Here is a 17,494-nt window from a genome sequence, read left to right on the forward strand (position 1 = left end):
TTGAGTGATCTTTCGCCCATAGCTTTAAATCGATGAAGACGACACAATAAAAATGACCTCCGATGATTATATCGGAGGTCATTTTACAAACATACGTTCGTTTTATAGTACAACGCAAACAAGCGCCTATATATTCGCTTTTTCTATTTTTAGTCTAGCAAATCCCGCAACATAAGTCTATTCTTTCTCTCCACGACCTCTTACATTAAAGAGAGACTCTTGAAAGGAGCATATCTATGGAATTATACCGTTGGGACCTCAATCTGAAAGTTCGCTTATTCGGCGAAGGCTTATTCAACCTCTTGTTTTGGATGTACTTTCCATTCATCACCGTCTATTTCGCCCGGACGCTCGGTGTCGAGCTAGCCGGACTACTCATGGCCGTGCCACCGTTGTTCCTGCTAGTCGGCAGCTTGATTGGCGGTTCGCTTGCAGATGAGATTGGTCGCCGCCCCGTCATGCTCGCCGGGACGTTCTCACAAGGTTTCCTATTCCTCGTTTTCGCTTTATCAACGAACGCCTATGTCGATTACATCACCTACATCAGCATCGGTTTTATGGGTGCCATCTACAAACCGGCCAGCTCGGCGATGGTCGCCGACCTCGTTCCGACTGAACATTTACGGAATGTATTCGCGACGTTTATGGCTTCGAACAATATCGGTGCTGTTCTCGGTCCGCTTCTTGGTGCGGTCCTCTTTTTCGAGTATCGTCAGGCGCTCCTCCTCGGCTGCGCCCTTGTTCTTTTTGGTTACGGGGGTTTGCTCGCGGTTCTAACCAGTGAGACACGACCGGTCTCGACCGAGAAGACGGTCGCAACGACATTTTTCACCCAAGGGCGGTCGTATGCGACGATTTTGATTGACCCGCTTTTCCGCCTCTATCTGATTGCTGGCGTATTCGCCTTAATCCCAATCATGCAACTAGACGTGTATTTACCTGTCTATTTGATTGAACAAACTCCGGCCACGTTCAACGTCTCGAATACAGTCTTATTCGGCTGGCTCGTTGCATATAACGGCCTCTTGTTCGTCGTCTTCATCATTCCTGTCACACGTGTGTTTCGGGCGTGGGACGAACGGCGTGTTTTACTATTGTCGACTTTCCTAGGAGGTTTCGGGACGTTTCTCGTCGCCTTCTCATCAAATATCTGGTACTTGCTCATCGTCACGACCATGTTCACGTTCGGGGAGCTGATTCGTTCTCCCGTCAGTCAGAGTTTCGTTAGTCACTATGCACCAATCGAGTCACGTGGACAATACCTCGCGACCGATACGCTCCAAAACACAATCGGCAAGTTCCTCGCACCGGTGACGGTATTTGCATCAGGATTTCTCTCCCCGCTCGCTGTGTTCACACTCATCTTGCTGTCGGCACTCATCGGTATGGGGCTGTATGCGAAGCTATTTGACAGGCTGAACCAAATGAAAGTTTCGTCTTAAGGTTACCGCAATCACTTTGTTACTAATCAATGCTTGTATCGCATTTCGGGAATTTTATTCACTCTCAAAGATTGATCGTTCGTTCTTGTATCTATATAAGAGTGTCTGTCCGTCGTCCCGCCTACGAATTAAGCCGGGACGCTCTTTTTGCATTACTCGAAAAAAATTCCGTCATTAGACTTGTAAATCGAATTTATTTTGATATGATAAATCTAGAGACGGAAAAAAATTCTTTTTCAGGGGTGACAATATGGAAATTGGTTTGATTGGTTTAGGTAAGATGGGTTACAACTTGGCACTCAACTTGAGCGACCACGGACACACGGTCGTCGGGACGGACGTCGGGGACGTCACATCGGACGCGTTCACCATCGTGCCGACACTCGAGGATGTCGTCAATCAACTGTCGACGCCACGTGTCATCTGGGCGATGGTCCCGGCCGGAGACGTCACAGAATCCGTGCTCGCCGAATTGTATGAGCGACTCGAACCGGGCGACATCGTGATTGACGGAGGAAACTCGAACTACAAATTATCGGTCGCACGCGCCGAACACTTTGCTGAGAAAGAGATCAAGTTCTTCGATTGCGGAACGAGCGGAGGCACGGACGGGGCGCGGAACGGGGCCTGTACGATGGTCGGGGGTGACGCAGACGCGTGGCCGACAATCGAACCAATCTTCAAAGACTTGTCTGTCGAGAACGGCTACCTGTACACGGGTCCTGCCGGAAGCGGTCACTTCTTAAAGATGATCCATAACGGGATCGAGTATGGGATGATGCAGGCGATTGCGGAAGGGTTCGACATTTTGGAGAAGAGCCCGTTCGATTACGACTATGAACAAGTCGCACGCGTCTGGAATCACGGGTCGGTCGTACGTTCTTGGCTCATGGAACTCACAGAGAATGCCTTCAAGAAAGATGCGAAGCTCGATGAGATTCGCGGGGTCATGCATTCATCCGGTGAAGGTAAATGGACGATTGAGACGGCGCTCGACCTTCAAGCCGCGGCACCGGTCATCGCCCTGTCGCTCATGATGCGCTATCGTTCACTCGAAGACGACACGTTCTCAGGAAAAGTCGTCGCCGCGCTCCGCAACGAGTTCGGTGGCCACGCGGTCGTCAAGAAGTAATATCTGTGGAAAAGGTCACGGGGATATGGCCTTTTCCTTTGCTAGGAACTGTAAACGGTTACATATTTGGAATTTAGGGGGAATACTCAATGTCTGGCTCAACACTTATTTTGATTGCCTTAGCCGGAATCTTCTTACTCTTATTTTTAGTCATTCGCACAAAGCTTCACGCATTCGTTTCGTTGTTACTTGTCAGTTTAATTGTCGGGGTCGCAGCCGGCATGCCACTCGGTGATGTCATTGCCTCCATCCAAAACGGGATGGGCGGAACGCTCGGCTTCGTCGCCGTCGTCGTCGGTCTTGGCGCGATGTTCGGGAAGATGCTTGAAGTATCGGGTGGCGCGGAACGTCTTGCCCAAACACTCGTCAGCAAGTTCGGTGAAGACAAGGCACAATGGGCGCTCGGGATTACCGGATTCATCGTCGCCGTCCCGGTCTTCTTCGATGTCGGTTTTATCATTCTCGTTCCAATCGTATACGGTCTCGCCAAAAAGACGGGACGCTCGCTTCTTTACTACGGTATACCACTCCTTGCGGGTCTCGCGGTCACACACAGCTTCATCCCACCGACACCTGGTCCGATCGCTGTTGCGAACTTGATCGGTGCCGACCTCGGTTGGGTCATCTTGTTCGGTGTCCTCGCTGGGATTCCGGCCATGATTTTAGCCGGTCCGGTTTTTGGGAAGTATATTGCTAAGAAAATTCATGTGACGATTCCGGATTACATGGAATTCAAAGAAATCGATACATCGAAAGAACTACCAAGCTTCAAAATGATCTTGTCGCTCATCTTGATCCCGCTCGTGTTGATCTTGGCGAACACGCTCTCGGCGGTTCTCTTGAACGAAGGCAACGCCGTCCGTGATTTCTTGACGTTCCTCGGACATCCATTCGTCGCCTTGACGATTGCGACGCTTCTCACATTCGTTTTCCTCGGGACACGTCGTGGCTATTCACGTGACGAAGTACAAGAGATTGCAACGAAAGCACTCGAACCAGCCGGAATCATCATCCTTGTCACAGGGGCCGGTGGTGTATTTAAACAAGTCCTCATCGACTCAGGTGTCGGTGACGTCCTCGGTGAAATGATGGCCGGTTCACCACTTCCGGCAATCGTCCTCGCCTTCTTGATCGCGACGGTCGTCCGTGTCGCCCAAGGGTCGGCAACGGTCTCGATGGTTACGGCAGCAGGACTCATCACGCCATTACTTGAAATCCAAAACATCACGGGCGCGGCACTCGGTTTGATCGTCATCGCCATCGCTTCAGGGGCGACCGTCCTCTCGCACGTCAACGACTCGGGCTTCTGGCTCGTCAACCGGTACTTCGGTCTCGACGTGAAAGACACGCTCAAGTCATGGACGATCATGGAAACGATTATCGGACTCACCGGCTTCGCCGTCGTGTTCTTGATTAGCCTATTCATCATCTAAGTTAGGAAGTGATTGTGTGTTTACGATTGGGGTCGATATCGGGACGACGAGTACGAAAGCCGTCCTGTTCAACGGTCATCAACAACTGGCGGTACATAACGTGTTGTATCCGCTTCTCACGCCCGATACGGAGACGGCCGAGCAAGACCCGGTCGTCATCTATGGGGCCGTGCTCGAAGCTGTCTCGGCGGTCCGCGCCAAAGCGGACGGTCCGATTCGCTTCGCATCGTTCAGTTCGGCGATGCACAGTTTAATCGCGCTCGATGCATCAGGACGTCCGCTCACGAACAGCATCACGTGGGCCGACAGTCGCGCGAATCCATATACGCAAGAAATCAAACGCGATGTTGATGCGAGTGCGCTCCATATGCGCACGGGCACCCCGGTCCATCCGATGGCACCGCTGTCGAAACTGCGCTGGTTGAAAAAAGAACATCCTGACGTCTTTGAACAGACAGCCAAGTTCGTCTCCATCAAAGAGTATGTCTTCTATCGCTTGACGGGTCGCTTCGTCGTTGACTACTCCATCGCCTCGGCGACCGGACTCTTCAATTTAAAGCAACGAGACTGGGACACGGAAGCACTTGATGTCGCCGGTGTGACACCAGAGCGCTTGTCTGAACTCGTGCCGACGACAGAGATTTTACCGGTGACACCTGAGGTGACCGAGACGCTCGGCTGGGACTTCCCGCTCGTCATCGGGGCAAGCGACGGCGTGCTCTCGAACCTCGGGGTCGGCGCCTTCGAACAAGGCGTCGTCGCCGTGACCATCGGGACGAGCGGCGCCATCCGGACGGTCGTCTCGGAACCGGTCGAAGATCCGAAAGGTCGCATCTTCTGTTATGCGCTGACGGACAAGCATTGGGTGATTGGTGGACCGGTCAATAACGGCGGCATCATCCTCCGCTGGCTCCGTGACGAGTTCGCAGCAAGTGAGGTCGAGACGGCGAAACGACTCGGGATCGACGCGTACGATGTGTTGACACGAATCGCCGAGACGGTCAAACCGGGTGCCGACGGACTGTTGTTCCATCCGTATTTGATGGGTGAACGGGCTCCGCTCTGGGATTCAAACGCCCGCGGTTCATTTTTCGGGCTCAGCATTCACCATAAGCGCGAACATTTCATCCGTGCCGTATTGGAAGGAGTCATCTTTAACCTCTATACGGTCATGCTCGCACTCGATGAGTTGACGGGCGCCCCGAACCGCATCCATGCGACGGGGGGGTTTGCCCAGTCGAGTCTCTGGCGTCAAATGATGGCAGACATCTTTGATACACCGGTCGTCGTGCCGGAGAGTCATGAAAGTTCATGTCTCGGGGCTGTCATGCTCGGGGAATACGCTTTCGGGGACATCGAGGAGTTCCAAGAAGTACCGCAAGTGACCCATGAGCATACACCGGACATGGAAGCGACGAATGTGTATCGTGAACTTTTGCCGATCTACATTCGCTTATCGCGCCATTTGTCTGAAGAGTATGAAGCGATTTCAGCGTTTCAGCGGAAGCATGTATGATGTCAAACCGAGTCCTTGAAGGGCTCGGTCTTTTTGATTTATGACAGGATTTTTCGTGATATACACGGAAATTAAGGACGAGGTCAAACAATCATCGTATCGAAGAATGGATTGATTAAATGGCGATTGCAATCGGATATCTCATCGCAGGTCTAGGTGCATTCGTGGCATATTGGTTCAGTACCGGCGAAGCACGAAACACAAAATTGAAAATATGGGGAATCGCTCTTATGATTCCTATATCACCAGCCTTAGCGTTTTCCATCGGCCTTTCGTACGCAATCAGTGTACAGAACGGATGGGCTGGATTGATCATGTGGTTTATTTTCCCTGTGATTTTCTTGAGTGGTCTGGCGTTGCTATTGATTGGTCTTTTCAAAAAAGAAAAGAAGTTGGTTTGAATGGTAAGACAACCATGATCACGACAACCCGTTGCCTCATCCGCCCATTCGAACGCCAAGACATCGAATCATTCATGATTTACCGGAATGACTTGGATTGGATGAAAGATCAGTCATTCAAAGGACTCAGCTTTGAAGAATACGAGAACGCCCTAATCGGCGCACAATCACTTCAACACGGCATGCAACTCGCCATCATCGACCAAGCGACCGATGAATTGATTGGGGACGTGTATATCCAGCAAGAAGGTATGACGCATTGGATCGGCTACACGATTACCCCTACGCGCGCTCGGCAAGGCTATGCATTTGAAGTGATGTCGGAATTGATTCGTCACTTGACTTACCAAGGAGCGAAAGAGTTCAAAGCCGGTGTGCTTGGGACGAACGCGGCATCCATCGCGCTATTGAAGAAATTGAACTTCACCTTTTTCGAGACAGAGCTTGACGAACAGATTTATCGTCTCGATGTCTCCAACATATGATAAAGTATGTATCACATGTCGCTTGGTTTTGATTTGAGGGAGTTTTGAATGGAATGATGAAACGCGTTCTTTTGCTCATGTCGATCTTTCTACTGATTGGGTCTTTGTCACAGGCTGCGATTCCGGAGCCGAAGGCCTATAACGACCCGAGTCTCATCTATTTGACGCTCGATGATGGACCGAACTGGAAAACGGGAAAGCTACTCGATGTCTTGAAGAAACATCAAGTGAAGGCAACCTTCTTCATCCTCGGAAAGAACATCGAAGGAAATGAGCATCTGCTTCACCGCATCATTGCGGAAGGTCATTTGATTGCCTTACACGGGATGCGACACGACCGGGATGAATTTTATGAAACACCGTTGACGGCCGTGCTTCAGATGCAGGAAGTACAAGCACTTATCTATGAAGTGACCGGCATTCATACGAACATGGCCCGCACCATTTATGGGAGCGACGCCGGCATGTCACCCGCACACTGGCAGGCGATGACCGATGCCGGTTTTGAGATTTGGGACTGGAACGTCGGTAGTCTCGACCATGTGTATAAGAAAGACAATGCCCGTGTCGAGCAACGTGTATTCGACCGACTCGAAGCGAATCGCGCCGCCAATATTGCTTCGATTATTTTAGCGCACGATCACTCGATGACGCCGAAAGCACTCGATACAATCATTCGTTATGCGAAAGAACGAGATTATGAATTCCGTACGTTAGAGGGTGTCCAACCGGTTCACAACTTTTCTGATGTATGGGAACCGCATTTAAGCGAACGAGCGACCCCATGACTGCAGATCATCTTAATGGTCTGCAGTTTTTATACAATGAGATGAATTATAAAAAATCGAGCCCTTATGTGGACTCGATGCTCATTTGTCGTTCATAGGTCACCATCACAAATTGACCGGAGGCGTGGTGACTCGTCAGTCGAAGCTTCGTTTCTTTCGTGCCTTCTAGGAAAAGAGGGATTCCCCCTCCTAACACGACCGGCGCAATCGCAATCTCATAGCGGTCAATCAAATCATGTTCCATCGCGGCTTTGATGACTTCTCCCCCGCCGATGAGCCAAATATCTTGATCAACTTCTTGCTTTAACCGATTGATGAGTTCTTTGATTGGTTCGTCCGTGAATGTGACATGCTCGGCCTCACGGTCAGCCTGACGTGTCAAAATGTAGTTCGGGATGTCTGGATACGGATACTCTCCTTGTTCTAACTTCAATACTTCCTCATACGTCTTCCGTCCCATGATGACAGCACCAACGGTCTTGAAAAAATCAGCATAGCCGTTGTCCCCATCCCCCTCTACAGCGAACAACCAATCGAGTTGGTCGTTCGACCGGGCAATCTTTCCGTCTAAACTCATCGCAATATATAACACAACATTCGGCATCATGTGTTCCTCCTTGATTCGTGATACATTCAGCTTAACGAACAAACACGACAAAAGATGACGGGAATGGTAGATATGAAAAAACGACACTTGCAACTGATTCGGCTACTCAATCGCGGACGACGTTTCACGGCGGAAGAACTGGCCCAAGAGACAGGCGCCTCCATTAGGACGATTCAACGGGATATGCTCTCGCTCGAAGAACTCGGTTATCCGATTTGGAGTGTTCCTGGAACTGGGGGCGGCTATGAAATGTTGCCGAATCGTTTATTGCCCCCGCTCCATCTCCGCGAACAAGAAGCCGTCGCACTCTATCTCACGCTCAAATGGATGGAACACATTCCTGATGTGCCGTTCGGGGACATACGAAGTACGTTGTCCGATTGGTACGTGAATGAGTTACCACATGACGTAGAGTCGAAAATTCGACGATTGGAGCGAAACATTCTCTGGCTTGGAAACAAACAAATTCCAAAAGCGCCGTTCACAAAGGACATCTATCAGGCGGTCGAGCGCAAAAACAAGATCGAGATGACGTATCGATCGACGAACGGATCACGTACGTTCCCCATCGCACCGGTCGGTATGGCACTCCTTGACTTAAAGTGGTATGTCTTCGGGCTCTCCGAACTCGGATTCCGTCAATATCGGATTGATCGCATCGAAGCGGTCCAAGTGCTCGAGGAATCGTTCGAGTCCGAGGATTTGGTGACCTTGCTTCAGAGAAGTGATGAACGGGGCGGTGTGACCGTTCAACTCGAGCTGACGTCACTCGGTCGTCGTTTACTTGAAGATGTATTACCCGATATCGAAGAGAAGAATGAATGGGACGTACCTAAAGAAGAGCTGCCGTTTTTGTCGAGACAGCTGTTGAAGGCCGGAGCCGAAGTGAAGGTCAAGGCACCGCATGCGTTGCGGGAGATGATGAAGGAGCATGCGGAACGTCTTGTAACATTATACGTATGAAAACTGAAAAGGCTCAACCCATGCGGTTGAGCCCGATTTCAATTTGCTTCATCCATTTCCTTATGAATACGTAGCAATTCGTTTTTGTATAAATCAGAGCGACCTCCAAAAATCGCTTGAATGTTATTTTTCACTTTGACGACTCCAGCTGCTCCGAGTGCTTTTAGTTCATCCTCATTGATTTGAGAAACATCACTTACTTCAACACGAAGTCGTGTGAAGCATGCATCGATATCACGGATGTTCTCTCGTCCCCCAAGTGCCTCTTCAATCGCAAGTGCTGTCGTTTGAATCACTGATTGACCTGACTTTTTATCATTGTAGTCTTTACGCGTAAACAGTTTCGCTTCTTGTCCGCCACGCCCTGGTGTTGCCAAATTCCACTTCTTGATAGCGAAAGTAAAGATACTATAGTAAACGATGAAGAAACCAATGCCGACGACGATATTCATCCACCAGCGTGGTGTACCTGGTAAAACGTTCACTAAAATATAGTCAATCAACCCTGATCCTCCAGCCCAACCGATATGTGTATCGAGCGCATACATGAGCGCGAAAGAAATTCCCGTCAATACACTATGAATGACATACAGGACAGGTGCCACGAATAAGAAAGTGAATTCAATCAGTTCTGTGATTCCTGTTAGAAAAGCTGTACCGGCTGCTGCAATCAATAAGCCTCGAACGACAGGACGTTTGTGCGGATCGGCCTGACGATACATCGCAAGCGCCGCCCCGAGTAAACCGAACATAATGATTGGGAACTTACCAGACATGAAACGTCCCGCCGTCACTTCGACACCTTCCGCGATTTGAGCAAGGAAAATATACTGATCACCGTTCACGACCGCATCACCGACCGTTGCCGTTCCACCGAGAGATGTCCAGAGGAACGGGGCATAGCAAATGTGGTGTAATCCTGTCGGAATCAATAATCGTTCCAACATTCCATATAACCCAACATATGCAGGATTGGTCGTATCACTCGCGATGACGTTTGCCATTGAAGTGAGTGTCGATTGGATTGGCGGCTAGATGAGCATCATGACAAATCCAAGTAAAATCGAGAAGAAGACCATTACAATTCCGACAGAACGATCACCTGCAAAGAATCCCAACACTTCTGGTGGATTGAACGTATGGAACTTTTTATACACCCATACTGCGAGCAATCCGACCGCAATCCCTCCGAGTACACCGGTTTCAAGGGAAGGAATACCGAGTAACATGCCATATTCTCCACTCTCGGCAGCCATTTCTGCCGTGATGCCGAGGGAGATTGAAATTGTCTTATTCATAATGACATATCCGACGAGTGCTGCGAGTGCGGCAATCCCTGATCCTCCTGACAAACCAACTGCGACCCCGATTGCAAAAATGATTGGTAAGTTCGCAAAAATACTAAGACCAATTTGTAACATTCCAGCACTGATCGCTTCTACTGTTCCATTCTGTAAAAACGTCCAGCTATCGGCTAATGGTCCCGTGAGTGCCGCACCTAGTCCTAGCAAAATTCCGGCAGCCGGTAATAAAGCGACCGGTACCATGAGCGCCTTTCCGAACTTTTGAAAAACTCCAAACTATTGACTCATTCGATTCACTCCTCATCTTGTAAGCGTTATCAATCTGAACAATGAGAAAGGGGATTGCCTCCCCTCTCTAGTTACCGTATTGCTACTGTCTCGCCCGATTTTAATTCCGGCCAGTACGTTCTGTTTTCCTCAATCAAATCATCTAAGATTCGACGAGCTATTGGTGCATCGATGACTGTACGATTTAGTGTCAACGCCTGAAGTGCCTTCTCATAACTGTTTTCGAAGTATGCGTCGACGACAAGTTGCTCGTAAGCAAGCTGTCCTTCAATCATTCCTTTGTAAAAACGAGGAATCTTTCCGACTGCGAATGGTTTCGGTCCACGATTGGTAAGCATCGCAGGCACTTCAACCATCGCATCGTCCGGCAGGTTCGAAATAATCCCTTCATTTTTCACCATGACGATGAAAATATCACCGTTATTATAGGCTAGCGAAGCAGCGACCCGAATCATATAGCAGCCGTGGATATCGACCTCAAGGTGAACATTTTCGAGCGAGTCATCTTGAATAATCTGATCACACATCGAGAAGACACGCTCTTGACGTCCATTGATTACTTGCCGTGCCCGTGTGTTCGTGACATCTTCTTTTTCTGCCATGTCAGATGGATATAAATAATATTGAAGGTACGTGTTCGGTAAGTACTCCGGGAAATCCGTCAGCATCTTCTCTACTTGTTTAAACGTCTTGATCCACGATGGGTCATTCGCAATCTCCGAATCTTCCGGGATGAAACCGTCTTCTAAAATGGCGCGTTTGATATCTTCAGTCAATTCATTTCCTTCTTTATCGAAGATACCTGTGAACCAACCAAAGTGGTTGAGTCCGAAATATTCCGGAACGAGATCCCAAATCTCTTTACCGAGAATCTTCGCATAGCTCACCATGATTGCTGCCGGCATGTCGCAAATGTTTAATATTTTTTGATCGTCCGGGTATGCACGTTTGAGCGCCTCGGCGACAATTGCAGCCGGGTTTGTATAGTTTAAGATCCAGCCATTCGGTGAGCCGGTGCGAATGTCAGAGACGAGTTCAATCATATCTCCGATTGAGCGCATCCCGTATGACATTCCGCCCGGTCCACACGTCTCTTGTCCCACCACGCCATGTCGAAGCGGAATCTGCTCATCTTTTTCGCGCATTTCCAAACCACCTGTCCGAATTTGGACGAAGAAGAAATCTTTATCTTTAAAAGCATATTCTTTGTCCGTCGTATATTCGAACGACTCGAGTTCTGGATAATGCTCACGCAAGATGATTTCACTCGCTTTCGCGACACGTTCTTGACGTAATTCATCTGTATCGTAAAACGTGATAGAACGAAGTGGGAAGTGTTCTTTTTCCTTAATCAAACTCATGATCATGCCGATTGTGTACGTACTACCTCCACCGACGACTACGAGACGCTGTGGTGTTTTCATGTGTGCGTTCCCCTTTCAATACATATCTAATTGATTACAATACAAATCTAATACATATTATCTGAACCGTCAACACCTTTTTTAAAACGTTTTATTTTTGTATACTATGAGTAAGGAACGCATACAATCAGGAGGTTATCTACATGAAAGCTAAATCTCCGCTATACCAGCGGATTGCTCAGGAGATGCGCACGTTTATCGAGACCGGCGATTGGGCGCCCGGTGAAGCAATTCCGACAGAAGCACAACTCGTCGAGAAATTTAAAGCGAGTCGAGTCACCGTTCGACAAGCCGTCAAACTACTTCAAGAAGAAGGATTGCTTTGGAAACGACAAGGGAGCGGCACATATGTACAATCCGAAAAGATTGAACATAATATGTACGAATTAAAAAGTTTCACTGAAGACATGAAACGGGAAGGAAAGGACGTCACGAGTAAAGTACTTACTTTCACCGTTCAACCTCCGACTGAAAAAATAAAGGAAATACTCGAGCTTGATGAAGACGCTCTTGTCTACTATATTCGCCGGTTACGCTTTGCAAACGGAGAACCGCTCATCGTCGAAGATACGTATCTTCCACTCCAATTATTTCCCGATTTAACGTATGAGGTAATGACACGGTCGAAGTATGATTACATTGAAAATGTCAAAAACCTGAAGATTGCAGACAGTGTTCAGGAATTTATCCCGGTCTTGCCGACGAAAGAAATTGCTGAAATGCTCGAGGTGAGCGATCGAACACCGATACTCAAAGTCGAACTCTATTCGTTTCTCATGGATGGCAATCGCTTTGAGTTCACCGAAACGTATTTCAAGAGTGAAGAGTATCGATTTATCATCCGTGCCGGTCGAAGACATGAAACAACAAACACCCAGTGAATTCAACGATTCACTGGGTGTTTGTTAATGCAAACTCATATGTTTCAACATTAGACTAATGCTATTCAAGCTGCCTTAGGGATTCAAATAGACGCTCAGCATTTTTTGGACTGCTCGTCAGGTAAATGGTTTCTAACAAGCTATTATATTCTCGTTCAGAAATGATAACAGCATTCTTCCTGCCTTCTTTCGAGATGAAAATCGTCTCGTCATTTTCACATACTTGATGAAGCAAGTGGTTCAACTTTTTTTCGCTTTCCGGTATGGAACCGTAGACATTCACATCACTCCTCATTTATGTCCATTATATTATGATTTTTTATGAATGACGAAACATCTATGTTTCTACATCCGTATAAAAGACCAATCAATCATCAACAAAGGCGGTATGCACATGCATCACCAGAACAAACAGTTCATTCACTTATTCAAAGACGGTCAGTTCGATGACATTTATCATCAAATGACCGATTCTTGCAAATCTCATTGTTCCATGGCCATGTTTCATCACGAAGCGTCTTCGTTTCATCATGGAATTCGGCGCTATCGTCTGCTCAATGAGATGATGTTGAACGGGAATCGGTATGCATTGTGGTCGGATTTCCGAAAAGAAAAGTTATTGTCCGTTCAATTCAATCGCGTGAATCAGGTTGAATCCATTCAGATGACGGTCACATCCTCTTCAAAAGAGACCAATCCTTTCACGAAAAACAAATACCACCTTCCATTCAAAGAGCAGTGGTTCGTCGTCTCAGAAGGGACAACCCTCGGAATGTATCATCATGATCCAACCCGAAAAAAGCGTGATGGCTATGACTTTTTGAAAACACAAGAGCAACAACCTTACAATCGTAGAAAAATCGGGATGGATGGCTCGTATGCGTTTGGAGAACGAGTGATTGCTCCATTACACGGGACAATTCATCAAGTCGTGGATGGGTTGTCAGACGAACTAGATGCTGATCATCCATTCGGTAATCACGTCATCATTCAACATGCGAACGATGAATATTGCCTTCTCGCCCATCTAGAGAATGGTTCCATTGCCGTGAATGTGGGAGATACGGTCAAAACCAAACAGTTGATTGGGCGCTGTGGGCGTTCCGGAATTACACCTGAGCCACGCTTGCATATGCGTGTCATGAATCACCCAGATGTGGACAGCGCGACCGCCCTCCCGATTCGATGGAAAGGTCGATTGCGACCTGTGCGTGGAAAAGTAGTCACCTCTCGTGAGGAAGAGGGATGGTCGTATGGAATTGCAGCCCTCGATTTTTCAGAACTGCTTCTTTACATTGTTCAAGCCATTCCGCGATTATTTTTTCGCTTTTTTGGATAAGAAAACCCCTCAGAAATCTGAGGGGCCCAACATCACATATCCAAATCGGTGAACGCAAGTGGGACGAGCTCCCCAAGCGTCACTTCTTTCACATCGGCGTTGCCGTTTGTGAGAAGTACTTTGAAGTCAGGATCGCCAAACTCGACCATGACCTGACGGCAGATACTACATGGTGGCAAGAAGTCTTCCGTGTCCCCAGACACGGCAACCGCTTCGAAGTCACCTTTTTTGTATCCTTTTGCGACCGCTGTGAAAATGGCTGTGCGCTCTGCACAGTTCGTTGCTCCGAACGAGACGTTCTCGACGTTGACGCCGTCGATGACCGTACCATCCTTCATGAGAAGTGCCGCCCCGACGCGGAACTTCGAATATGGTGAATACGCATTGTCCTTCAATTGGCGTGCGCGCTCGACTAATTGTTGTTGGTTCATCTTAAGTCATTCCTCTCAAATATCGAATGAACTGATGCCAGTCCCCATGCCTCTCATTTTGGGCAGGATTTTTAGCATACACCCACCCCAAAGAGAAGTCAATGACTTTTTACAAACGCTTTCATGAATAAACAAAAAAGAAGGAGCGCTCATCCCTTCTTGACTGTCTATACGCAGTTATACCAATTCAAGCTGTGCGACGGGCGCTTCTTCCGTTTCCGTCTGCACGTGATGGCGACCAATCGGAATCACGGACGGTGAACCGGATACCGGATCACACATGACCGAACAGCGAAGGTTGAACACACGATGGATCAAATCACACGTGATGACGTCCGACGGCTTTCCTTCTGCGATCAACTTCCCTTTATCAAGTGCGAAGATATAGTCCGCATAACGTGCCGACAAATTGATATCGTGAAGCACCATGACAATCGTCGTGCCGTACTTTCGGTTCAAATCCGTCAACAAGTCGAGAATCTCGACCTGGTATGTGATATCGAGATACGTCGTGGGTTCGTCTAAAAAGAGGACGTCTGTCTGTTGAGCAAGTGCCATCGCAATCCAGACACGTTGGCGCTGTCCACCTGACAACTCGTCGATGGGACGGTCCGCGAACTCCGTGATATTCATCATCTCCATCGCCTCGGCGACAGCTTCGTAATCGGCTTTCGTCCAGCCCTTTAAAAAGGATTGATGCGGGTAACGACCACGACCGACGAGATCGGCGACCGTAATCCCTTCTGGTACGACCGGGGACTGTGGCAACATCCCGAGGACACGCGCTAGCTTTTTCGGTGCCATCTTCGAAATCGGCTTATCGTAAAGCGTCACTTGACCGGCACTCGGTTTGATAAGGCGTGCCATCGTCTTCAAAAGCGTCGACTTCCCGCAACCGTTCGCACCGATGATGATGCTAATCTGATTGCTCGGAATTTCAAGGCTGATATCGTTCAAAATCATCTTGTCCTCGTATCCCGAGGTGAGATGTTCCACTTTCATAATGGATGCCATTTAGAAGTCCCCTTTCTGGTTCATCCGAATCAACAAGTATAAGAGATAAGGCGCGCCGATGATGCCGGTGATGACACCGACCGGATAGCGTGCCGTGAAGGCGAATTGTCCGACAAGGTCGGCCGCTAGTACTAAAATGATTCCGACAAGCGCTGCCGGCAAGATTCCCGCGTGGCTCGTTCCGACGAGCCGTTTGGCAATCGGCCCTGCCAAGAAGGCAATAAACGCAATCGGTCCCGTTGTCGCTGTTGCAAGGGCGAGCATGAATACTGCCGCCACAATGAGCAGAAGTCTGGTCTGGTTCGTGTTGATTCCAAGACCTGTCGCCGCCATTTCTCCGAGCTCGAGCATTTCAAGCTGACGAGTGAGTAACAGTACAATCGGTAAACAGATAAGTACCGTGATGATTAAAGGTGGCAACTCTTCAAGTTTCGCCCCATTTAAACTTCCTGTCAACCACCGCATCGCCATCGCGACATCGTTTTGTCGGCTGATGAGCAGTAAATAGTTGATGACGGCTGTTAACATCGCTTGAATCCCAATTCCAACTAACACCAAACGACCGATGGAGAAAGCCGCCCCTTTTGATAGGAAATAGATGACCAGCACGGTGACGAGCCCTCCGATAATCGAAGCGATCGAGATTATCGCTTCACTCGATTGTAGGACGACGATACAGAAGACAGCCGCCGCACTGGACCCCGTTGTGATCCCGATGACATTTGGATTGGCAAGCGGATTTCGAAGCATCGTTTGGAAAATCGTTCCCGCAGCACCAAATGCTGCACCGGCAAAGACACCAGCGAGCATACGTGGTAGACGCAATACTTCAATGGCGAACGTCGCCCCTTTTACGTCTTCCCCGAGCAAGACGCGGATGACATCCTGAACCGGATAAATCGTATTGCCCAACATGAGCATCAACCCGCTCAATGCTACCGCTATGATGGTCAAAAGAATCGTCATCCCGACATAACGACGGCGTCGCTTCATGCGACCTTGTCTGATTTGTTCAATCGCTGGTTGCATCATAGTCCTCTTACTTTCACTTTCATTGTCAATAGAATCAAGATCGGTGCCCCGATGAACGCCGTCACAATCCCGACCTCAAGTTCACCTGGACTTCCGAGCAAACGTCCGATGACGTCCGAGAAAGTCAAGATGATGGCACCTGCTAAGGCAGACATCGGCATGAGGTAGCGTTGGTCAGGACCGAGCACGAGTCGAATCAAATGTGGGGCGAGAAGTCCGATAAACCCAATCGGTCCAGCGAGTGCAGTCGCCGCCCCACACAGAATCACGCCTGCGAACGAGGCGGTCAACTTCAATGTCCCCGTCCGAACACCAAGACTCTTCGCCATCTCCTCCCCGAGCGCAAGTGCGTTCAAGGAAGGTGCGGTCACGACCGCAATCACGAGACCGATTAGAAGAAACGGTAAAAAGGTATAAATCGAATCCAGATTTCCCGCACCGACACTCCCTACTTGCCAAAAACGGAATTGATCCATGACGTTCGAGCGTGGAATCATAAGAGCCATGACGAGCGACGATAGTGCTGCACTTGTCGCCGCTCCCGCTAAGACGAGTTTGAGCGGGGTCGCCCCTCCCCTTCCGAGTGAACCGATGCCGAAAACGAAAATGGCCGTCAATAGCGCCCCGACGAGCGCAAACCAGATGAACGCACTCGCCGTCGCGATGTTGAAGAATGCGATGCCAATGACGACGGCGAGCGCTGCTCCCGTGTTGACCCCAAGAATACTCGGGTCAGCGATTGGGTTACGCGTCACCGACTGCATGAGTGCACCCGCCACACCGAGTGCTGCGCCACACATAAAACTGAAAATTGTCCGGACGACCCGCTCCCGGACAATGTCTGCCTCATACGACTGAACAGCCGGACGGAATAAACCGTCCAGCAGTTCATTCCACCCGACTGTTCGAGAGCCGAAGGCAAGGGATGCCACGATGCATAGCACCGTCAGTACGAGCGTCCCAACTAACAGGAGCGGGAAGTACTTCGGGGTATGCATCTGTTTCACCTGATTT

General features: G+C 49.1%; 18 protein-coding genes and 1 pseudogene. 10 read left to right on the forward strand and 9 right to left on the reverse strand.

Annotation, left to right across the window (positions count from 1 at the left end; translation table 11 throughout):
• Positions 1 to 236 precede the first annotated feature (236 nt).
• The 7 genes from KNO68_RS08815 (at position 237) to KNO68_RS08845 (ending at position 7,197) form a co-directional block, all read left to right on the forward strand.
• Positions 237 to 1,442: an MFS transporter gene (locus tag KNO68_RS08815; RefSeq protein ID WP_214685972.1), complete on the forward strand. Its 1,206-nt coding sequence runs from the start codon at positions 237 to 239 to the stop codon at positions 1,440 to 1,442.
• A gap of 250 nt (positions 1,443 to 1,692) precedes the next feature.
• Entirely contained in the window at positions 1,693 to 2,574 is an 882-nt protein-coding gene (gene gnd, locus KNO68_RS08820) for a phosphogluconate dehydrogenase (NAD(+)-dependent, decarboxylating) (protein WP_215112354.1), read from the forward strand.
• An 89-nt stretch (positions 2,575 to 2,663) separates the two neighbouring features.
• Positions 2,664 to 4,007: a GntT/GntP/DsdX family permease gene (locus KNO68_RS08825; protein WP_078147600.1), complete on the forward strand. Its 1,344-nt coding sequence runs from the start codon at positions 2,664 to 2,666 to the stop codon at positions 4,005 to 4,007.
• A gap of 16 nt (positions 4,008 to 4,023) precedes the next feature.
• Positions 4,024 to 5,523, forward strand: a complete 1,500-nt coding sequence (gene gntK / locus KNO68_RS08830; RefSeq protein ID WP_214685976.1) for a gluconokinase — start codon at positions 4,024 to 4,026, stop codon at positions 5,521 to 5,523.
• Positions 5,524 to 5,642: 119 nt separating this feature from the next.
• Positions 5,643 to 5,924: a hypothetical protein gene (locus tag KNO68_RS08835; RefSeq protein WP_214685978.1), complete on the forward strand. Its 282-nt coding sequence runs from the start codon at positions 5,643 to 5,645 to the stop codon at positions 5,922 to 5,924.
• A gap of 14 nt (positions 5,925 to 5,938) precedes the next feature.
• Complete coding sequence (locus KNO68_RS08840; protein ID WP_251024879.1) at positions 5,939 to 6,409, forward strand: GNAT family N-acetyltransferase; 471 nt, start codon at positions 5,939 to 5,941, stop codon at positions 6,407 to 6,409.
• A 53-nt stretch (positions 6,410 to 6,462) separates the two neighbouring features.
• Positions 6,463 to 7,197, forward strand: a complete 735-nt coding sequence (locus KNO68_RS08845) for a polysaccharide deacetylase family protein (protein WP_214685982.1) — start codon at positions 6,463 to 6,465, stop codon at positions 7,195 to 7,197.
• 64 nt (positions 7,198 to 7,261) lie between these two features.
• On the opposite strand, the gene KNO68_RS08850 is transcribed toward KNO68_RS08845, so the two are convergent.
• Entirely contained in the window at positions 7,262 to 7,801 is a 540-nt protein-coding gene (locus tag KNO68_RS08850) for a dihydrofolate reductase family protein (protein ID WP_214687497.1), read from the reverse strand.
• Between the two features lie 75 nt (positions 7,802 to 7,876).
• Between KNO68_RS08850 and KNO68_RS08855 the strand changes: the two genes are divergently transcribed.
• Positions 7,877 to 8,767 carry a helix-turn-helix transcriptional regulator gene (locus tag KNO68_RS08855; protein ID WP_214685985.1) on the forward strand — a complete coding sequence of 297 codons (891 nt, stop codon included), beginning with the start codon at positions 7,877 to 7,879 and terminating at the stop codon, positions 8,765 to 8,767.
• 38 nt (positions 8,768 to 8,805) lie between these two features.
• Here the strand turns inward: KNO68_RS08855 and KNO68_RS14965 are convergent, their stop codons facing one another.
• From KNO68_RS14965 to KNO68_RS08865, 3 genes and pseudogenes are all read right to left on the reverse strand, one after another.
• Positions 8,806 to 9,315: a glucose PTS transporter subunit EIIB gene (locus tag KNO68_RS14965; RefSeq protein ID WP_353047967.1), complete on the reverse strand. Its 510-nt coding sequence runs from the start codon at positions 9,313 to 9,315 to the stop codon at positions 8,806 to 8,808.
• Positions 9,316 to 9,342: 27 nt separating this feature from the next.
• Positions 9,343 to 10,314: pseudogene (locus KNO68_RS14970) on the reverse strand (PTS transporter subunit EIIC); the annotation flags it as partial.
• Positions 10,315 to 10,430: 116 nt separating this feature from the next.
• A complete protein-coding gene (locus tag KNO68_RS08865) occupies positions 10,431 to 11,783 on the reverse strand; it encodes a 6-phospho-alpha-glucosidase (protein ID WP_214685989.1) in 1,353 nt (450 codons plus the stop codon).
• 143 nt (positions 11,784 to 11,926) lie between these two features.
• Here KNO68_RS08865 and KNO68_RS08870 point away from each other — a divergent pair, with 143 nt between their 5' ends.
• Complete coding sequence (locus KNO68_RS08870; RefSeq protein WP_214687499.1) at positions 11,927 to 12,664, forward strand: GntR family transcriptional regulator; 738 nt, start codon at positions 11,927 to 11,929, stop codon at positions 12,662 to 12,664.
• Positions 12,665 to 12,725: 61 nt separating this feature from the next.
• Here KNO68_RS08870 and KNO68_RS08875 read toward each other — a convergent pair whose 3' ends face one another.
• The gene (locus KNO68_RS08875) at positions 12,726 to 12,959 is read right to left on the reverse strand and encodes a type II toxin-antitoxin system Phd/YefM family antitoxin (RefSeq protein ID WP_214687501.1); all 234 of its coding nucleotides are present in this window, start codon (positions 12,957 to 12,959) and stop codon (positions 12,726 to 12,728) included.
• A 99-nt stretch (positions 12,960 to 13,058) separates the two neighbouring features.
• Here KNO68_RS08875 and KNO68_RS08880 point away from each other — a divergent pair, with 99 nt between their 5' ends.
• Complete coding sequence (locus tag KNO68_RS08880) at positions 13,059 to 14,003, forward strand: M23 family metallopeptidase (protein ID WP_215112355.1); 945 nt, start codon at positions 13,059 to 13,061, stop codon at positions 14,001 to 14,003.
• 32 nt (positions 14,004 to 14,035) lie between these two features.
• Here the strand turns inward: KNO68_RS08880 and KNO68_RS08885 are convergent, their stop codons facing one another.
• The 4 genes from KNO68_RS08885 to KNO68_RS08900 form a co-directional block, all read right to left on the reverse strand.
• A complete protein-coding gene (locus KNO68_RS08885) occupies positions 14,036 to 14,434 on the reverse strand; it encodes a cytidine deaminase (protein ID WP_012727277.1) in 399 nt (132 codons plus the stop codon).
• A 177-nt stretch (positions 14,435 to 14,611) separates the two neighbouring features.
• The gene (locus KNO68_RS08890; protein WP_214687506.1) at positions 14,612 to 15,448 is read right to left on the reverse strand and encodes an ABC transporter ATP-binding protein; all 837 of its coding nucleotides are present in this window, start codon (positions 15,446 to 15,448) and stop codon (positions 14,612 to 14,614) included.
• On the reverse strand, positions 15,449 to 16,480 hold the full coding sequence (locus tag KNO68_RS08895) for a FecCD family ABC transporter permease (RefSeq protein ID WP_214686190.1): 1,032 nt from the start codon (positions 16,478 to 16,480) through the stop codon (positions 15,449 to 15,451).
• Complete coding sequence (locus tag KNO68_RS08900; RefSeq protein ID WP_168169872.1) at positions 16,477 to 17,478, reverse strand: FecCD family ABC transporter permease; 1,002 nt, start codon at positions 17,476 to 17,478, stop codon at positions 16,477 to 16,479. Before KNO68_RS08900 ends, KNO68_RS08895 begins: the two co-directional genes overlap by 4 nt.
• Positions 17,479 to 17,494: the final 16 nt, after the last annotated feature.

Origin of the sequence: Exiguobacterium sp. s75, assembly GCF_018617145.1 — a bacterium.
Taxonomy (GTDB): Bacteria; Bacillota; Bacilli; order Exiguobacteriales; family Exiguobacteriaceae; genus Exiguobacterium; species Exiguobacterium profundum.